The organism is Acetobacter aceti, from assembly GCF_002005445.1.
GTDB classification, from domain to species: Bacteria; Pseudomonadota; Alphaproteobacteria; order Acetobacterales; family Acetobacteraceae; genus Acetobacter; species Acetobacter aceti_B.
The window spans coordinates 3,410,481-3,425,000 of record NZ_CP014692.1; the positions used below are offsets into that span (position 1 = coordinate 3,410,481).

The 14,520-nt window shown below is 56.0% G+C and carries 14 protein-coding genes, 1 tRNA gene, 2 rRNA genes and 1 pseudogene (1 of these 18 cut by a window edge); 3 read left to right on the plus strand and 15 right to left on the minus strand.

Translation table 11 applies throughout. The annotated features are described in order from the left end of the window. Positions 1-68: 68 nt before the first annotated feature. From A0U92_RS18470 to A0U92_RS15700, 11 genes and pseudogenes are all read right to left on the minus strand, one after another. Positions 69-530 (minus strand): DUF2285 domain-containing protein, encoded by a 462-nt coding sequence (locus A0U92_RS18470; RefSeq protein WP_077813937.1) that lies wholly within the window; start codon positions 528-530, stop codon positions 69-71. A gap of 11 nt (positions 531-541) precedes the next feature. Further along, on the minus strand, positions 542-826 hold the full coding sequence (locus tag A0U92_RS15655; protein ID WP_077813938.1) for a helix-turn-helix domain-containing protein: 285 nt from the start codon (positions 824-826) through the stop codon (positions 542-544). A gap of 156 nt (positions 827-982) precedes the next feature. Further along, positions 983-1,135, minus strand: a complete 153-nt coding sequence (locus A0U92_RS17905) for a hypothetical protein (RefSeq protein ID WP_187668797.1) — start codon at positions 1,133-1,135, stop codon at positions 983-985. Positions 1,136-1,556: 421 nt separating this feature from the next. Next, positions 1,557-2,003 (minus strand): annotated as a pseudogene (locus A0U92_RS15665) (DUF932 domain-containing protein); the annotation flags it as partial. Positions 2,004-2,412: 409 nt separating this feature from the next. After that, a complete protein-coding gene (locus A0U92_RS15670; RefSeq protein ID WP_077813939.1) occupies positions 2,413-3,888 on the minus strand; it encodes a restriction endonuclease subunit S in 1,476 nt (491 codons plus the stop codon). A 21-nt stretch (positions 3,889-3,909) separates the two neighbouring features. Next, positions 3,910-4,661, minus strand: a protein-coding gene (locus tag A0U92_RS15675) for an IS5 family transposase (RefSeq protein ID WP_149026388.1) whose coding sequence is annotated in 2 segments (ribosomal slippage) — positions 3,910-4,331 and positions 4,331-4,661 — 753 coding nt in all. Because the reading frame shifts where the segments join, the coding sequence is not laid out codon by codon here. A 19-nt stretch (positions 4,662-4,680) separates the two neighbouring features. Beyond that, on the minus strand, positions 4,681-7,047 hold the full coding sequence (locus A0U92_RS15680) for a type I restriction-modification system subunit M (RefSeq protein ID WP_222927831.1): 2,367 nt from the start codon (positions 7,045-7,047) through the stop codon (positions 4,681-4,683). A 237-nt stretch (positions 7,048-7,284) separates the two neighbouring features. Then, positions 7,285-7,851 carry a recombinase family protein gene (locus tag A0U92_RS15685; RefSeq protein WP_077813940.1) on the minus strand — a complete coding sequence of 189 codons (567 nt, stop codon included), beginning with the start codon at positions 7,849-7,851 and terminating at the stop codon, positions 7,285-7,287. Positions 7,852-7,998: 147 nt separating this feature from the next. Next, positions 7,999-8,382: a type II toxin-antitoxin system VapC family toxin gene (locus A0U92_RS15690; protein WP_077813941.1), complete on the minus strand. Its 384-nt coding sequence runs from the start codon at positions 8,380-8,382 to the stop codon at positions 7,999-8,001. Continuing rightward, positions 8,379-8,675: a type II toxin-antitoxin system Phd/YefM family antitoxin gene (locus A0U92_RS15695; RefSeq protein WP_077813942.1), complete on the minus strand. Its 297-nt coding sequence runs from the start codon at positions 8,673-8,675 to the stop codon at positions 8,379-8,381. The genes A0U92_RS15690 and A0U92_RS15695 overlap by 4 nt, the downstream gene beginning before the upstream one ends. A gap of 45 nt (positions 8,676-8,720) precedes the next feature. Then, the gene (locus A0U92_RS15700; RefSeq protein WP_077813943.1) at positions 8,721-8,876 is read right to left on the minus strand and encodes a site-specific integrase; all 156 of its coding nucleotides are present in this window, start codon (positions 8,874-8,876) and stop codon (positions 8,721-8,723) included. A 66-nt stretch (positions 8,877-8,942) separates the two neighbouring features. On the opposite strand from A0U92_RS15700, the gene A0U92_RS15705 reads away from it, so the two are divergent. Beyond that, positions 8,943-9,755, plus strand: a complete 813-nt coding sequence (locus A0U92_RS15705; protein WP_408736090.1) for a tyrosine-type recombinase/integrase — start codon at positions 8,943-8,945, stop codon at positions 9,753-9,755. A 121-nt stretch (positions 9,756-9,876) separates the two neighbouring features. Here the strand turns inward: A0U92_RS15705 and A0U92_RS15710 are convergent, their stop codons facing one another. Continuing rightward, on the minus strand, positions 9,877-10,425 hold the full coding sequence (locus A0U92_RS15710; protein WP_077813944.1) for a hypothetical protein: 549 nt from the start codon (positions 10,423-10,425) through the stop codon (positions 9,877-9,879). A gap of 347 nt (positions 10,426-10,772) precedes the next feature. Between A0U92_RS15710 and A0U92_RS15715 the strand changes: the two genes are divergently transcribed. Both A0U92_RS15715 and A0U92_RS15720 read left to right on the plus strand, forming a co-directional pair. Continuing rightward, complete coding sequence (locus A0U92_RS15715) at positions 10,773-11,444, plus strand: DNA methyltransferase (protein ID WP_077813945.1); 672 nt, start codon at positions 10,773-10,775, stop codon at positions 11,442-11,444. A 406-nt stretch (positions 11,445-11,850) separates the two neighbouring features. Then, positions 11,851-12,213 (plus strand): hypothetical protein, encoded by a 363-nt coding sequence (locus A0U92_RS15720; protein WP_077813946.1) that lies wholly within the window; start codon positions 11,851-11,853, stop codon positions 12,211-12,213. Between the two features lie 24 nt (positions 12,214-12,237). Here the strand turns inward: A0U92_RS15720 and A0U92_RS15725 are convergent. From A0U92_RS15725 to A0U92_RS15735, 3 genes are all read right to left on the minus strand, one after another. Then, positions 12,238-12,314: transfer RNA gene (locus A0U92_RS15725), tRNA-Met, on the minus strand. Between the two features lie 35 nt (positions 12,315-12,349). Continuing rightward, positions 12,350-12,465 (minus strand): 5S ribosomal RNA (gene rrf / locus A0U92_RS15730). Positions 12,466-12,573: 108 nt separating this feature from the next. After that, positions 12,574-14,520, minus strand: a 23S ribosomal RNA gene (locus A0U92_RS15735) (it continues 791 nt past the right edge of the window).

Sequence of the window (14,520 nt, forward strand, 5' to 3'; positions counted from 1 at the left end):
GTAGGCTACGTCCGGTCTCGAGAAGCCTGGAAGCCTGATCGAATGACGGGAAGGAGGGCGGTAGCTATCTACCGCCCTCGAAATGGGTGCCGCAGCAGACGCCGGTATCCTCCGTCAGCCAGCCCCCGCGCAAAACGCACCAGCCGCTTCATGCGGAAATGCAAGTCGTGCGAGAGCCAGTCCGTCGCAGAGACCTTATGATCGAACAGAACACCAGCAATCTCGCGCTGCGAAACCCCGCTGTCCAGACCGTCAAGCGTACGGAGCGCCAGGATCAGCCTGCTGATGCGATCGGATGACATCCAGTGCGCCCGCGCCAGATGACTGTGCCAGCAGCGGTGGACGCCCTCGGGGTCGGCCGCCGGGTCGCGGTGGAGGACGATCCGGGCCACCTCGCGCCAGTCGGCGCCATCGGCCTCGGCGTCCAGCAGGCGGAGATAGGTGATAAGGTGCTGTTCGTCATAGCCGGTGAGACAGGACGCTTCCGGGGCACGGTCGGCGACGGACGGGTCGAGCGGGGGCTTCTGCATGATGGAGCCGATCAGGTCGGAGAACGAACGCGACGCACCCTAGCCTGCCGCGTTTCGGTGCCGGAAGTCTCGTTAAGAAACATGACGCCGCGCCCCTGTCCGGACTTGATGAACAGGATGCCCGCCGCTTCCAGCGCGCGGCGAACCTGGTCGGTCGTGCCCTCATGAACGCCAAGACCGCGTTCGGATTCAAGGCGCTTGAGCGCGGTCAATGCTACGAGGGCCTTTTCAGCAAGCATCTCCTGTGTCCAGTTCAGAAGTGCCCGTGCCGCCCTTACCTGTCGGCCAGTGATCATCCACGATCACATCCGACACGCGAGGCCGACACACCAGGAATACGACTATAATAGTCGCATTACGCGTATTCAACATCGTTCTTTCAAAGGGATGCCGGAAGAGATTCGACGTCTGGTTCCCGATGGTATTGGCGATCACACAAAAAGACCCCCGCGCTATGCGGGGGCCGTCTCGTCGTGGCGCTCTGCCGCGCATCGGGCAAGCGCCTCTTTGAGTTCGCGCTCGATCTGCCGGCGCTCGCGACGGCTGAGGTGAAAGCTGGTCAGTTCGGCGCGCAGCATCTGGATCTGGTCGTATAGCGTGGTCATCGTCCTGCTCCTTTCGTTTCTCGAAGACAGGACGGACGGCTCATGCCGGGGCGGACCGGGTCAGGGATCGCCGTAGGCGACCGGCTCGCCGGCGCGTGGGGGGAGCCGATTTTGTCTGGCGCGCCCGGCACGGGTGCGCCGGGCAAAATTGGGGGGACCACGCGTCCTTGACGCGGTTCGCCCTCGCGCATGGTACAATGGGAAGACTGAGGGAAAGCCTCATGTTCCTCCTGCGTCTCACCTCGGGCGACCAGCGCTGCCGCCCGCGCCCCGAAAGAGCCCGTGGGAAAAGAAGCCCCGGAAGGCCCCGCCCGGAGAGACCGGGCGGGGTTGGTGGTGGGAAGCTTACTCCCCGTTCCGGCTGCGGGGCCGGGTCCAGATGAGGGTGTAGCCTTCCCCTTCCTCGTCGGTGAACAGGTTGGCGACCGTCTTCGGTTTCCAGCGTTTTCACCAGTTCGGCCCGGTGCGACAGCAGGCCGTGCTGCAGGTTGATCGCCGCCAGTGGGGCCGGGAGATTGCGCAGGTACGACGATGGTGCCCCCACCTGGCTGCACATCTGGCCGAACGACCAATGGGTGGGCGCGATCGGGTCATTCTGCCCCGGCACGGTGAGCGTCAGGCGCTCGGCATTGTCGCGCGAAGCCTCCACGCGAATGGCGCGGCTTTCCACCGTGCGGGCGGTGGCGCGCTCGGCACGGGCAAGTGTGGCAGCGTGCAGATCGGACAGCGAGAGATACCGCTCGTCATCGGGGCGCGAGAACCATTCGGACGATACGCGGGCGCTGCATTCGCCGCGCGATGGATCGATCCGGAAGCCGCCGGGCGCGGCACCATGGGACGCAGGGAGCAGGATGGTGGTCGTGGTCATGGGAAACTCTCCTCTTATGCCGGTTATTCGGCACAAAAGGCGAAGCCAACCTCTCCCTCTGATCACCACTTCCCGCGCGGGATCCTATCCAACCGCAGAAACACCCAGCCCCTCATCCCGGAACACGACGTTCCCGTTACCTACCGAAAATCACGACTGCAATGGGGGGGCAAACGGACTGTCCGGTTTCGGATGGAAACTTGAAAAACCGGACATTCAAGACCGCGAAATAATCGCAACTACAATTCCCACTCAATCGTATAAGGAAAACCGTTTTTAAATGAAATCAACACTTTACCAGACAGCGTTGGCTTCAATACCATGTTAAATTTTCTGGTTACGTTGGCAATCCGTGAGGCGGGCCACACCGACAACAATTCATTCCACAGCGTCTCACTTCAGTGCATTCTTACAGATACTTCTGCAAGATAGCCTGCTTGCGGGCGGCTGAACCGTCGATCACCGCCTGTGCTTCGGCAATAAACTCTTCAAGCTTGTCAATCTTGGCGACGAATTTCTTTTGCTCCGCGAGTGATGGCACCGGCACCTTGATGTTTTTCATTTTCGTTGCATTGATGTTGTTGGTGCCGCCTGACTTCACCACCAATGAAGCCATCCCCTTGCGAAAGACCGCTGAGTTCATGATGCAGCACAGATATCTCGGCAGCACCCTGGAAGAGTCAGGAACAATCCTCACCAAATACGAGGCATAGCAGTAGTCCCCATCCAAGTCGAACAGCCCGACCTTGCCAATATGCTCAAGACTTCCGTTGGAACGAATGAAAAGCAGGTTGCCCTTGCTGAGCTTGTATTTGGCAAACTCCTCGGCGCTGATGTCGGCACATTTCATGCTCCCGTTGTCCACCATCCGGCCACGGATGATCTCGTTCATGCGGAAGATCTTGTAGCCAACGCCGCCCTCGTTCATGGCTTCGTTGAGGCCGTACTGAATGTCGATAGCAATTTTGTCGATCTCCAACAATGGAGCGACGGACTCATAGATATCCGAGATTGATTTACCTATCTTGCCGTTTAGTGACTCGAGGTGCACACGTGCGGAATCCTCTGATTCATCCACCGATCCGCACTCTGAGACGATCTGCTGCTGGACGCTCAGTGGTGGCAACGGGACTTCGAAGTCGGCAATCGTTTTTCCATTGATCTCCTTGTACTTAGAACCGGCAGGAACAAGATCGACCAGAACAGGACGCAAGTGAACAAGAATTTGATAGAGGTATTCGAAGTTTAATTTCGCTGGGTCACAAACGAAATTCTTGTAGCCTTGATTCGTAGTGGTTGGAACCTTGTTGATGCAAACCTCACCTATAGTCGCCCGGCTCGAAAAAATAACCGTATTGATTGGCAATAATGTGGTGTGTTTCAGGCCCGCATTTGTGATTTTTCTCTTGGTGTCGACAAGGTACTTCTGCTTTGTGTCGACAAGCGTTGCCCAACAAATATCGCCACTCTCCCAAAATGAAGCGTCCGAAGTGCTAGGAGTACCACCATTCAGGATTTGCGCGACATTTGCCAATTTTGTATTGGGCCATTTGCTACTGACTGTAACTTTAGCTCGATTAGGTGTGATCGACAACTGCTTCTCGAAAGTTGCCCGCGAGAAATCAAGCATGTCAGTCAGTGCCGCAGCTACTGAAAATGGCGCAAGTGATTCTGGTATCGACAGTTTTCCATCGAAGTTCGCGGAAATCAATGAGTTGAGCTTCGCCGCGTTGTCTCGATTGGTTTCCTCGTACAACGGCGTGAGGTGCCGCCCGTGGGCATCCTTAATCAGCTTGATACCCTCGTCGCCCTTGGCGGAACTCCATTCGTAGCCGAGGAACTGCTTGATGGCCTTGGTCTCCGTCGGGGTGCGGATGATCAGCACCGGATTAAGGTTTGTGGGGATTCATCGTGAATGAATGATAGCTGCGACGAGATAGATCATGGCGCTGAAGCTTTTGTCTGTTTTGTCGGCCCGCATCGCGATACGTTTAAATTCCTTGAGTTTACAGAAGAAGTTCTCGATCAGATGACGCCATTTGTATATTTCGCGATCCAGCGGCAGTGGCTTTGAGCGCCTCGGATGCTGGGAAATGACAACCGTGGCGCCCCTTTCATCAAGATCGGCAATGATGCTGTTGCTGTCGAATGCCTTGTCTGCGATGAAAGCGTCGAATTCGAGACCGTCAATCAACGGTGGCACGTCCACGCTGTCAAAGCGTTGGCCGGGCATCAGGCGAAAGCGCACCAGATTGCCCAGAGCATCCGTCAGCGCGAGAATCTTCGTCGTCATGCCGCCTTTCGAGCGCCCTATGGCCTGGCTCTGAGTCCCCCTTTTGCGCCCTGACCATGACGGTGAACTTTCACGATCGTTGCATCGACCATGACATACTCCATGTCCGGATCGCCAGACAGGGCATCGAAAATCCTTTTGAAGACATCAGTGTTCCGCCAGTCGCTGAAGCGACGGAAGGCCGTGCTCCAATTGCCAAATACGGCAGGAAGGTCACGCCAGGGACTACCTGTTCGTACAATCCACAGCACTGCTTCCATAAAAAGGCGGTTGTTTCGACCACTCCGTCCTGGATCTGTCAATTTGCCAAGACAGTGAGGTTCAATCTGCGCCCATTGGGCGTCCGTCAGCACAAAACGTTCCATCCAGAGCTTGAATCATATCTCAAGCTCTTTGTGAATCCCCACAGACCTTAGGCTGATCGCAGGCCATCACAAAGTGGTAGAGCTTGTCGCGCTCGATGGCCTGGACGAATGCCAGATAGCGTTTTTCGACCTCGGCGTCCTGCTCTTCCGACTTCAATGCCTTGAACCGCTTGGCCTTGTAGAGATTCGCGACCTCGGTGCTACGGTTGAATTTTTCAAGGTAGACCGCCTCCAGGTGCGCGGCCCATGCGCCGTTGGGGTCGCCCTTGAGCAAGGTTTTGTAATCCTCCAGCGGCACATTGATGTGTTCCGCGTAGCGGGCGATCAGATGCTCGTCCTTGTAGATGACCTGCTTGCGCTTGCTGGCATCGCAGCCCTTGAACCACTCCTCAACGCGCTCGTGGTAGTGCGCGGCAGTATCCGGCGCGGTCTTCTTGCGGCGCAGGAACAGGGTGACGGTGTTGGTGCCCGTTTTGCCGAAGGTGCCGCTGCCGAATTCAGCAATGGCCACGATGTCGAAATACTGGATCAGGATCTCGCGGGTTCGGATGTAGGCGCTGCCGCCGTTGGACAGGATGCTGGACGGCAGGATGATCGCGGCCACGCCGTCGGCGCGTAGCAGCTGCTTGGCGCGCTCGATGAAAAAGGTTTCGATGCTGTTGGAGGTTTCGAGATCCTTGATGGTCTCGGTGAGAGTGTAAGCCTTGCGTTCTTCCTCAGGCAACGTTTCCAGAAAGCCGCGCACGCTGTAGGGCGGGTTGGCGACTAGCAGGTCAAAACTTCCGTCCTTGATGTCTGGAAATGCCTCGTGCTGGTTGATCAGACCGTCGCCGTAGCATATATTGATACCCTGCTGCCCGTACATGAAGGCCGAAACCTTGGCGACCTTGGAGAGGCGGTACTCCTTTTCGATGCCGTACAGAGCACCGTGATACGCCGCAAGGTCTGCTTCGGGCCGATGCGTTTCCACCAAGGGCTTCAGCTGCAAGGTCAGCTCGGTCAGGAAGTGGCCCGCGCCGCAGGCGTAGTCGATAGCCTTGGGCGGTGTGGCGCTGCGCTTGACGAGTGTGGCCAGCGGCAAGCTCATCAGGATGAAGCGGCAGATGGGCATGGGGGTGAAGAACTGCCCCTCGCTTTGCTTGACGCCCTGGTCTAGGAAGCCCTCGAACATATCGCCCAGAAACTGGTTGTGGCCGTGCGGGTCGGTCAAGCGAATATCCTGCCACATTTGCAAAATCTTCAGCAGCACGTCGGCGTTTTTGTAGAACAATTTTTCGTTGTGAACATCGATCAACGAAAAATCGTTGTTTGTGAAAAACTTCTGCTGAATGAACAGATTCCACACCGCCCGCTGTGTGGCATCCGGGTTCTGCTTGATGAATCGAAGTGCGTTGTTGACGTCGCCCTGATTGATGTAGGTAATATCTTCGCCGAGAAACTTGCCCATACCCGCTTGGTACAACTGCTGCAAGCGGTCCATCAGATCGAAATGGGTGTCGTAGGCCACACCCTTCCAGTAAAACTTCAGGTCGGATGGGTTTTCAATTTCATCCACCAGCTTGCACAGAAACAAATTGACCAACTTGTCGAAGGCATTTTCACGGCCCGACACATTGTGCTGGCGCAAGATGGTGGCGAACTCGTGGTACTTTTTCTGCTGATCGCTGGCCGAGATGGTGTGCAAATCGGCCAACGAATATTTGTCCTTGCCGATGTGATACGGCTGAATGTTTTCTTCGAAAATTCCTTTGGTTGTGTAATCGAGCTTGTAAGTATCATGCCAGACGGCATGGCGTTCTTTCACGTCGGTGACGGACTTGAAGCTATTGAAAAGCGGGTTGTCAGCCAGGTATCTTTCGTTGTCGCGGTGCGCGATGATGTGGCTGGTGTAGCTGACCGCGCCTGCATCCAGGTCCGATGTGTACAGGCACAGGAACTGAGTTTCGCTTATTTGCTGCGCGTAGCTGAACAACTGATCGCCGTCCTGCACGGTTTTGTTCCAAGCGCGCTTGAACTCTGTCCCGGCCGTCTTGCATTCAATGATCAGCAGGGGCCGGCCATCGTTGTCCTTGATCAGGATGTCAGCACGCCCGCCGCTGGCACCGCGCCCCAGTTTCCACTTAGGCTCCAGTTCGATGTGCTCAGGCTTGTAGCCCTTTTCTAGCAGTCGGTGTACGCATTCGAGCACAACGAAATTTTCGTTGGCGTCGAAGTTACAGGTTTGCCGCTCATTAATGACCAGGCCCTCAGCTTCTGGATAAGTGATTTCCTTCTTGGCGAAATTCACCTCGAGGATAGCAGAACCAAACTGTTTTCGATGCACCCCACCTTTCTTCTGGAAACCGATAGTATTGAGGAGGTCAGCCAAATTGGCTTGCGTCAGCATTAGTCTCTAGTCCTGTTTAATTCGTGGCCCGCGCTCAAGAGGCGGATGCATGTACAGTTGATCGTCGTCGCTTTGTTGCAGAAGGCTTCGAGGAAGGCATAGGGGGAACTCAGCGGGGCCAAAGAGCTGCTCCACAAAATCCGAATGGCTTATTCAATTTTTGCTGCGTTCATAGGTCAGCCGCAATTGGTTTTGTAGACCGCATTGTCCAGTGCGTTTTTTGGAAGCGCTCATGTTCTAATTTTTCGCTTTCTCTGCAATATATTTGTATAAAGTTGTTCGTAACACGTCATAGCGGCGCGCCACATCCAATACGTGTATATTTGGATCCTGCAACAGCGCCCTTATCTCGCGCACCTGTTTTTCCCTCAGCTTGGGTTTGCGGCCACCTGAGCAGCCTCTAGCACGCGCTGCGGCGAGCCCGGCATGACCTCGCTCGCGAATCAGGCTGCGTTCGAACTCCGCAAGTGCAGCAAAGACGTGAAAAACGAGCTTGTCTGTTGCGCTGGTTGTTTCGATTTTCTCGGCTAGGCTCTCAAAGCCGATGCCTAAGTGCTCCAGCTCCGCCACGATCCGCACAAAGTCTGGCAGACTGCGGCCGAGGCGATCTAAGCGCCAAACCACTAGTGTATCGCCGCTACGCAATGCGTTTCGGTATTGCTCCAACTCCAGCCGCACCGCGCTCTTGCCGCTTGTGGTTTGCTCATAGACAACGCGGCACCCAGCTTGCTGGAGCGCGTCGCGCTGCAGGTCTAAATGCTGGTCCTCTGCCGAGACCCGCGCGTAGCCGATTCGTTGATTCATTTACACAAACGAGACTTTGAAAAGTTGACGGGAATGTTAACCGAAAACATAGGGTTCGAGAATCCTAGGATGCAGATTTTTGCTCTGTCCAGAAAACCACCGTTTTCTGGACAACATGCGCAATTTGTTAAGACACCAACCGAACAGCTATGAACAGTCTATCCTCTCGATTGAGTAATGCGCCATCTGGCTATCTCCAGACAGAAATGACGCCTGTTCACTCAGTGCCTGCGCCATAAGCAGATGACCAAAGGGATCACGGTGATGCATGGGCAGGCCCATCAGTAATTTCAGGTGATCGGGAGTAATCTGCAGAAGCGCGAAACCCTCTGTGGGAATAGCATCGGTGATCTCGATAATATCTGCATCCAGCTTCCCGATCCGGATCTTGATAGCAATCTCCCAAAGAGAGACAACACTAACCAGAATGTCATGGGCCGGATCTGCAATGATCTCGCGTGCTGTAGGCCCCAATTTTTCGGAATCTGACAACCACCATAGCAGTGCATGTGTATCGAGCAGAACCTTCACAGGACCCCATCCATGCTATCGAGCATATCCTGCGGCGTCTGATCGAAATCATCACTCAGCTTGATCCGCCCGCGCAGCGCGCCTGGCTGGCGACGGGGACGATAGGACGGGGACGGTGGGCGCAGTTCGGCCACGATCTCATCATGGGACGTGACCAGAATCGTGCTACCTTGTCGCGCCTGACGAAGGTAGGCGGTCAGATTGCCGCGGAATTCTCTTACGCCGATTTTCAGTGGCTTGCTCTGGCTGCCAGAAAGCTGTTCGCTCATGTGTCTCTCCCCATGTGTTATCATAGCATGTACACATAGGGAGGGAGCAAGCGGCAAACGCAGGAGACGTCACAGGTCCGTCGCCTCCGACAAAGCCAGGGCATCTTCAACATCGACACCCAGATATCGAACCGTGCTGTCCAGCTTGGTGTGACCCAGCAGGATTTGCACCGCACGCAGATTACCCGTGCGCTTATAGATCATCGCGACTTTCGTCCGACGCATGGAATGCGTGCCGTATTCGCCGGCGATTAGGCCAAGTCCTCGACACAGTACGAGTATCGCCGCTGCGTGGACCTGTTCATCACGCCGAAGCTCGGAACGCTCAAGGTCATCGACGTGACCCGCGCCGATGTCGTCGAACTGCACCAGGGGTTGAAAGAGACGCCCTATCAGGCAAACCGGGTGCTGGGCGTCCTGTCGATCATGTTCACCCTGGCCGATACGTGGGGCGTTCGGACGGATGGGATCAATCCGTGCTGGAAGGTCAAGCGCTACAAGGAAGTGAAGCGCGAGCGTTACCTGACGCCGGACGAACTGGCCCGGTTGGGCAAGGTGCTCCGCGAGGCGGACGGCGAGCCGGAAGCCGCAACCTGCATCCGGCTGCTGCTCCTGACCGGGTGCCGTCTGGGGGAAATACAGACCCTGAAATGGGACTATGTGGACGCCCGAGCGGGCGTCCTGCGCTTGCTGGATTCCAAGACCGGGGCCAAGGTCGTGCCCATAGGCAAGGCTGCGCTGGACGTCCTGGCGGACATTCCCCGGATCGAAGGCAATCCCTATGTCATCACCGGCAAGGTGCAGGGCCAGTATCTGACGGACATCCAGAAACCGTGGCGACGGATACGCGCAAGGGCCGGGCTGGACACGCTGCGCATCCACGATCTCCGCCATTCCTTCGCATCGGACGCGCTTCAGCTTGGCACGGACCTGACCATGATCGGGAGGCTATTGGGGCATACACAGGTGCAGACCACCGCACGGTATGCCCATCTCAAGACCGCCCCCGTCCGGGCCGCAGCCAACAAGGTAGCGGATGCCATCGCCAGCGCCCTCGGAAAAGCAACGCCAGAGAACAGGATCAACCGAGTTTTTACCCCCTGACGATGGGCTCTCGCTATTCAGAGGTCCGGATTTTCACCAACCAGCATTGCAACAATCGGACCCCGATCAAAAATGACACTCGTCTTCTGTGATCTTCATGTTAATATAAGAAAGGTAATTCTTACTTCAACCCAAGAAGAAATGACAGTATAGCCACGAGCAAAGGCAATAAAACTCCCACAACTAGTTTGTCAGATATTCCTTCCCAAAACCTTGGCGCGATTTTTTCAACCTTCTCATGCGCATGATTTATTTGGTTAATCGTAACATTCCCATCAGACTGAATATTCCCGATGGATTGATGATTACCATTTGACCCGATCAATTTCTGAAGATCCAAAAAAGAGGTCGCTTCAGATATTAACCTAAAACCTCGTTGTGCTCTGCCAGTAAACCAAGCACCTACAAGAAAAAGACTCAAAGCGACCATTACCGTAATATTGTTGAATATCTTCCACACTTCGTTAGAAGGGTCTGATGTTACGTACCAAAATACCCGAATTATCATATATTTACTATACAAATCTCGAATCACATCGGATCTGAAAGGAAAATTTGAAATATAAGATATTTTCAATACTTCTTCAGCCAACAAAACTATAGCCATCAAACCACAAAGCCCCCCAAATCCATATGAGGCCATGGCCCTATTGCGCGGGTTTTTCAACATCAGAGGCGGCTCTCCTCACAATTAATCCAATACATTAGAAATGTTCTTATTTTTTAGTCGAGACGATTTCTTCATTGATATAGTCTTTCTATCGTCTCAACAAACAAAAGATTATATCCACATCCCTATCAACGAAAAAGGGGAAGAAAGGCCCTTCGCCTCTCTTCCCCCAAACGTCGCCTACAGAGTAGCAGGGCCGCGCGACGGCGCAGGGCTTCGCCCCGCTGGCGCGCAACCCGGCCACTCCCGCCGTCATTTGTCCCCAACTCTCCCGCGCGGTCACCCGCCTCCGGGAAGCACGCAGGGGCGCTTCCCCCGGCGATGATACCGGCAAAGGAATCAGGGACATGACCGACAATGCAAAAGGGGCCTTCCGTAATGTAATCTTTCAGGGCGACAGTGTGGCCCGCATGCGGGCGATGCCGAGCGGGATCGTGGATTTTATCCTTACCGACCCGCCCTATCTGGTAAATTACCGGGGCCGGGACGGGCGGACAGTGCGCAATGACGACAACGCCGCATGGCTCCGGCCCGCATTTAACCAGATGCACCGTGTTCTGAAAGATGGCGGTTTTGCCGTGTCCTTCTATGCCTGGAACCGGATTGACCTGTTTATGGCGGCATGGAAGGCAGCAGGGTTCCGACCCGTTGGGCACATCATTTTCCGCAAGTCCTATGCGTCATCCTCGCGTTTCGTCCGCTACACCCACGAAGCGGCCTATCTGCTGGCCAAGGGCGACGCCAAACTGCCCCACCAGCCCATCCCGGACGTGATCGACATGCCCTATTCCGGCAACCGGATGCACCCGACGCAGAAGCCGGTTGCGGCATTGCTGCCCCTCGTTCACGCCTTCTGCCCACCCGGCGGGCTGGTGCTGGACCCGTTCGCGGGGTCCGGTTCGTCCCTGGTGGCGGCGCAGCATCTTGGCCGCGACTGGCTGGGCATGGAACTGGACGAAGTCCACGCCGCCACAGCCTCCCGGCGGCTGGCTTACTGGGGCGAGAAGCGGGCGGCGTAAGCCCCCGCTTTCCCTCTTTCCGGCCTCTTATCCGCTACGGGACAACCGCGTGCCGATCATGGCGGATCGGCGGCGGAGACGCGCGGCCCGATGGCCCGCGCGGGCGGCGCTCGCCGGGCAAGCCCGGCTCGCATCTGTCTTCCTTACCGGCCCGAATAACCGGTCCGACCTCAATCTCTCTTGTACCGTGACAACGCGACGCCCCGCGTCGCGAGCAGAAGTGGCCTTGCAGGCCACATATTCAACGCGCATTCCCATACGCATCCCTACGCCCGCCCACGCTTTTGGGGTGGAGAAATTCGCGCACATCATATCCTCCACTCCCAGACAGCATTTTTCCCGTCAGCCTCCCCTTACCGGCACCGCTTCACCCCCGAAGCGGACCGCATCGACAAGGGAGGTTTCCATGACCACGAGACCCGAACCAAAGCCGGAACAGCCCCCGGCCCCGGCAACACAGACGCCCCCGCGCGCCCTGACCGCACCGGCCCGTATCCACGGACGGGCGCGTGCATCATGTCCGCTTCAGGCCCGTGCCCGCAAGCAACTGCGCCAGTGCCTGCTGCGCAGTCATGCGCCCGGCTACACCGGGAAGGTTCGCGGATCGGCCCTGTGCTTGGACGGCTTGATCCGATTCCTGCGCTTCCCGCCGCTCTACTGGCGCGCCTCGCACGCGTCGTTGCTACGCCGGAATTCGCCTCCTGATGATTCCTATATGATTCCAGTTGGTGCTCTGGAACGCCAAAAGGCGGCTTGCGCCGCCTTTTAAGTCATTGATTTAATTATGGAATTTTGGTTGCGGGGATAGGATTTGAACCTATGACCTTCAGGTTATGAGCCTGACGAGCTACCGGGCTGCTCCACCCCGCGGAGGTATTTATGATGTGTATGATGTGGATTGGAAGACCTGGCGGCGACCGACTTTCCCACGACTTAAGTCGCAGTATCATAGGCGCTGGGGGCTTTCACGGCCGAGTTCGGGATGGGATCGGGTGGATCTCTCCCCGCCATAGCCACCAGGTCATCCAACCCACATCTGTGTGGGTCAGTGATTACGGTTGGTGTATTTTTGAAATGTGCGGCATGGATGATTTCTGTGCATGGAATTGCGTCTCCGAGGAGAAGCTTGCAAGTGAGTTCTCGTGGGCGATTAGGACCAGTTAGCTGCACGCATTACTGCGCTTCCACACCTGGCCTATTGACGTGATGGTCTATCACGGCCCTTGGGGAGACCTAGTTTTGAGGTGGGTTTCCCGCTTAGATGCTTTCAGCGGTTATCCCGTCCATACTTAGCTACCCGGCTGTGCCGCTGGCGCGACAACCGGTGCACCAGAGGTATGTTCATCCCGGTCCTCTCGTACTAGGGACAAATCCTCTCAAGTCTCCAACATCCACGGCAGATAGGGACCGAACTGTCTCACGACGTTCTAAACCCAGCTCACGTACCACTTTAATCGGCGAACAGCCGAACCCTTGGGACCTGCTCCAGCCCCAGGATGTGATGAGCCGACATCGAGGTGCCAAACCTCCCCGTCGATGTGGACTCTTGGGGGAGATCAGCCTGTTATCCCTAGAGTACCTTTTATCCGTTGAGCGATGGCCCTTCCACGCGGGACCACCGGATCACTATGGCCGACTTTCGTCTCTGATCGAGCTGTCACTCTCACAGTCAGGCGGGCTTATGCCATTGCACTCGACAGCCGGTTTCCGACCGGCCTGAGCCCACCATCGCGCGCCTCCGTTACACTTTAGGAGGCGACCGCCCCAGTCAAACTGCCCACCATGCAGGGTCCCGGACCAGGCTTACTGGTCGCGGTTAGACATCAGAAAAATTCAGGGTGGTATTTCAAGGATGGCTCCACAGGAACTGGCGCCCCTGCTTCAAAGCCTCCCACCTATCCTACACAGAATGTCTCTGATGCCACTGCAAAGCTGCAGTAAAGGTTCATAGGGTCTTTCCGTCTGACCGCGGATACCCCGCATCTTCACGGGGAATTCAATTTCGCTGAGCCGATGCTGGAGACAGCGGGGAAGTCGTTACGCCATTCGTGCAGGTCGGAACTTACCCGACAAGGAATTTCGCTACCTTAGGACCGTTATAGTTACGGCCGCCGTTTACCGGGGCTTCAATTCAGTGCTCTCACACCTCCTCTTAACCTTCCGGCACCGGGCAGGCGTCAGACCCTATACGTCGTCTCTCGACTTCGCAGAGTCCTGTGTTTTTACTAAACAGTCGCTACCCCCTGGTCTGTGCCACCCGCAAATGGTTGCCCACCTACGGGTCTCGCTTATCCCGAAGTTACGCGAGTAATTTGCCTAGTTCCTTCAGCATCGTTCTCTCAAGCGCCTTGGTATGCTCTACCAGTCCACCTGTGTCGGTTTAGGGTACGGTCTATACGCCAGAGCTATTTCCTGGAATGCTCAAAAAGCCAGTCCAATCCGATAAGGACTGACAACATCTCGCATTCGTCACTTCTGGCAGGTTCAGGAATATTAACCTGATTTCCATCGACTACGGCTTTCGCCCTCGCCTTAGGGGCCGACTAACCCTGCGTGGATTAACCTTGCGCAGGAAACCTTGGACTTACGGCGACAGTGTTTCTCGCACTGTTTGTCGCTACTCATGTCAGCATTCGCACTTCCGATATCTCCAGAGAGGGTCACCCCGTCTCCTTCGCAGACTTACGGAACGCTCCGCTACCGCGCATACATAGTATGCACCCACAGCTTCGGCACGTGGCTTGAGCCCCGTTACATTTTCGGCGCAGGGTTTCTATTAGACCAGTGAGCTATTACGCTTTCTTTAAAGGATGGCTGCTTCTAAGCCAACCTCCTGGTTGTTTTGGAATCCCCACATCCTTTCCCACTTAGCCACGATTTAGGGGCCTTAGCTGGTGGTCTGGGCTGTTTCCCTCTCGACAATGGACCTTAGCACCCACTGTCTGTCTGCCAGGCTAAACTTCCGGGTATTCGGAGTTTGGTTAGGTTTGGTAAGGCTTTGGGCCCCCCTAGCCCATCCAGTGCTCTACCCCCCGGGGTCAACACCTGACGATCTACCTCAATAGATTTCGCGGAG

Bases quoted from the DNA above. Each gene is read 5' to 3' on its own strand.
- A0U92_RS15715 (WP_077813945.1), top strand. From the start codon at position 10,773: ATGACCGACAATGCAAAAGGGGCCTTCCGTAATGTAATCTTTCAGGGC.
- A0U92_RS15700 (WP_077813943.1), bottom strand. From the start codon at position 8,876: ATGCGTCGGACGAAAGTCGCGATGATCTATAAGCGCACGGGTAATCTG.
- A0U92_RS15720 (WP_077813946.1), top strand. From the start codon at position 11,851: ATGACCACGAGACCCGAACCAAAGCCGGAACAGCCCCCGGCCCCGGCA.
- A0U92_RS15655 (WP_077813938.1), bottom strand. From the start codon at position 826: ATGATCACTGGCCGACAGGTAAGGGCGGCACGGGCACTTCTGAACTGG.
- A0U92_RS15710 (WP_077813944.1), bottom strand. From the start codon at position 10,425: ATGTTGAAAAACCCGCGCAATAGGGCCATGGCCTCATATGGATTTGGG.
- A0U92_RS15695 (WP_077813942.1), bottom strand. From the start codon at position 8,675: ATGATAACACATGGGGAGAGACACATGAGCGAACAGCTTTCTGGCAGC.
- A0U92_RS18470 (WP_077813937.1), bottom strand. From the start codon at position 530: ATGCAGAAGCCCCCGCTCGACCCGTCCGTCGCCGACCGTGCCCCGGAA.
- A0U92_RS15680 (WP_222927831.1), bottom strand. From the start codon at position 7,047: ATGCTGACGCAAGCCAATTTGGCTGACCTCCTCAATACTATCGGTTTC.
- A0U92_RS17905 (WP_187668797.1), bottom strand. From the start codon at position 1,135: ATGACCACGCTATACGACCAGATCCAGATGCTGCGCGCCGAACTGACC.
- A0U92_RS15685 (WP_077813940.1), bottom strand. From the start codon at position 7,851: ATGAATCAACGAATCGGCTACGCGCGGGTCTCGGCAGAGGACCAGCAT.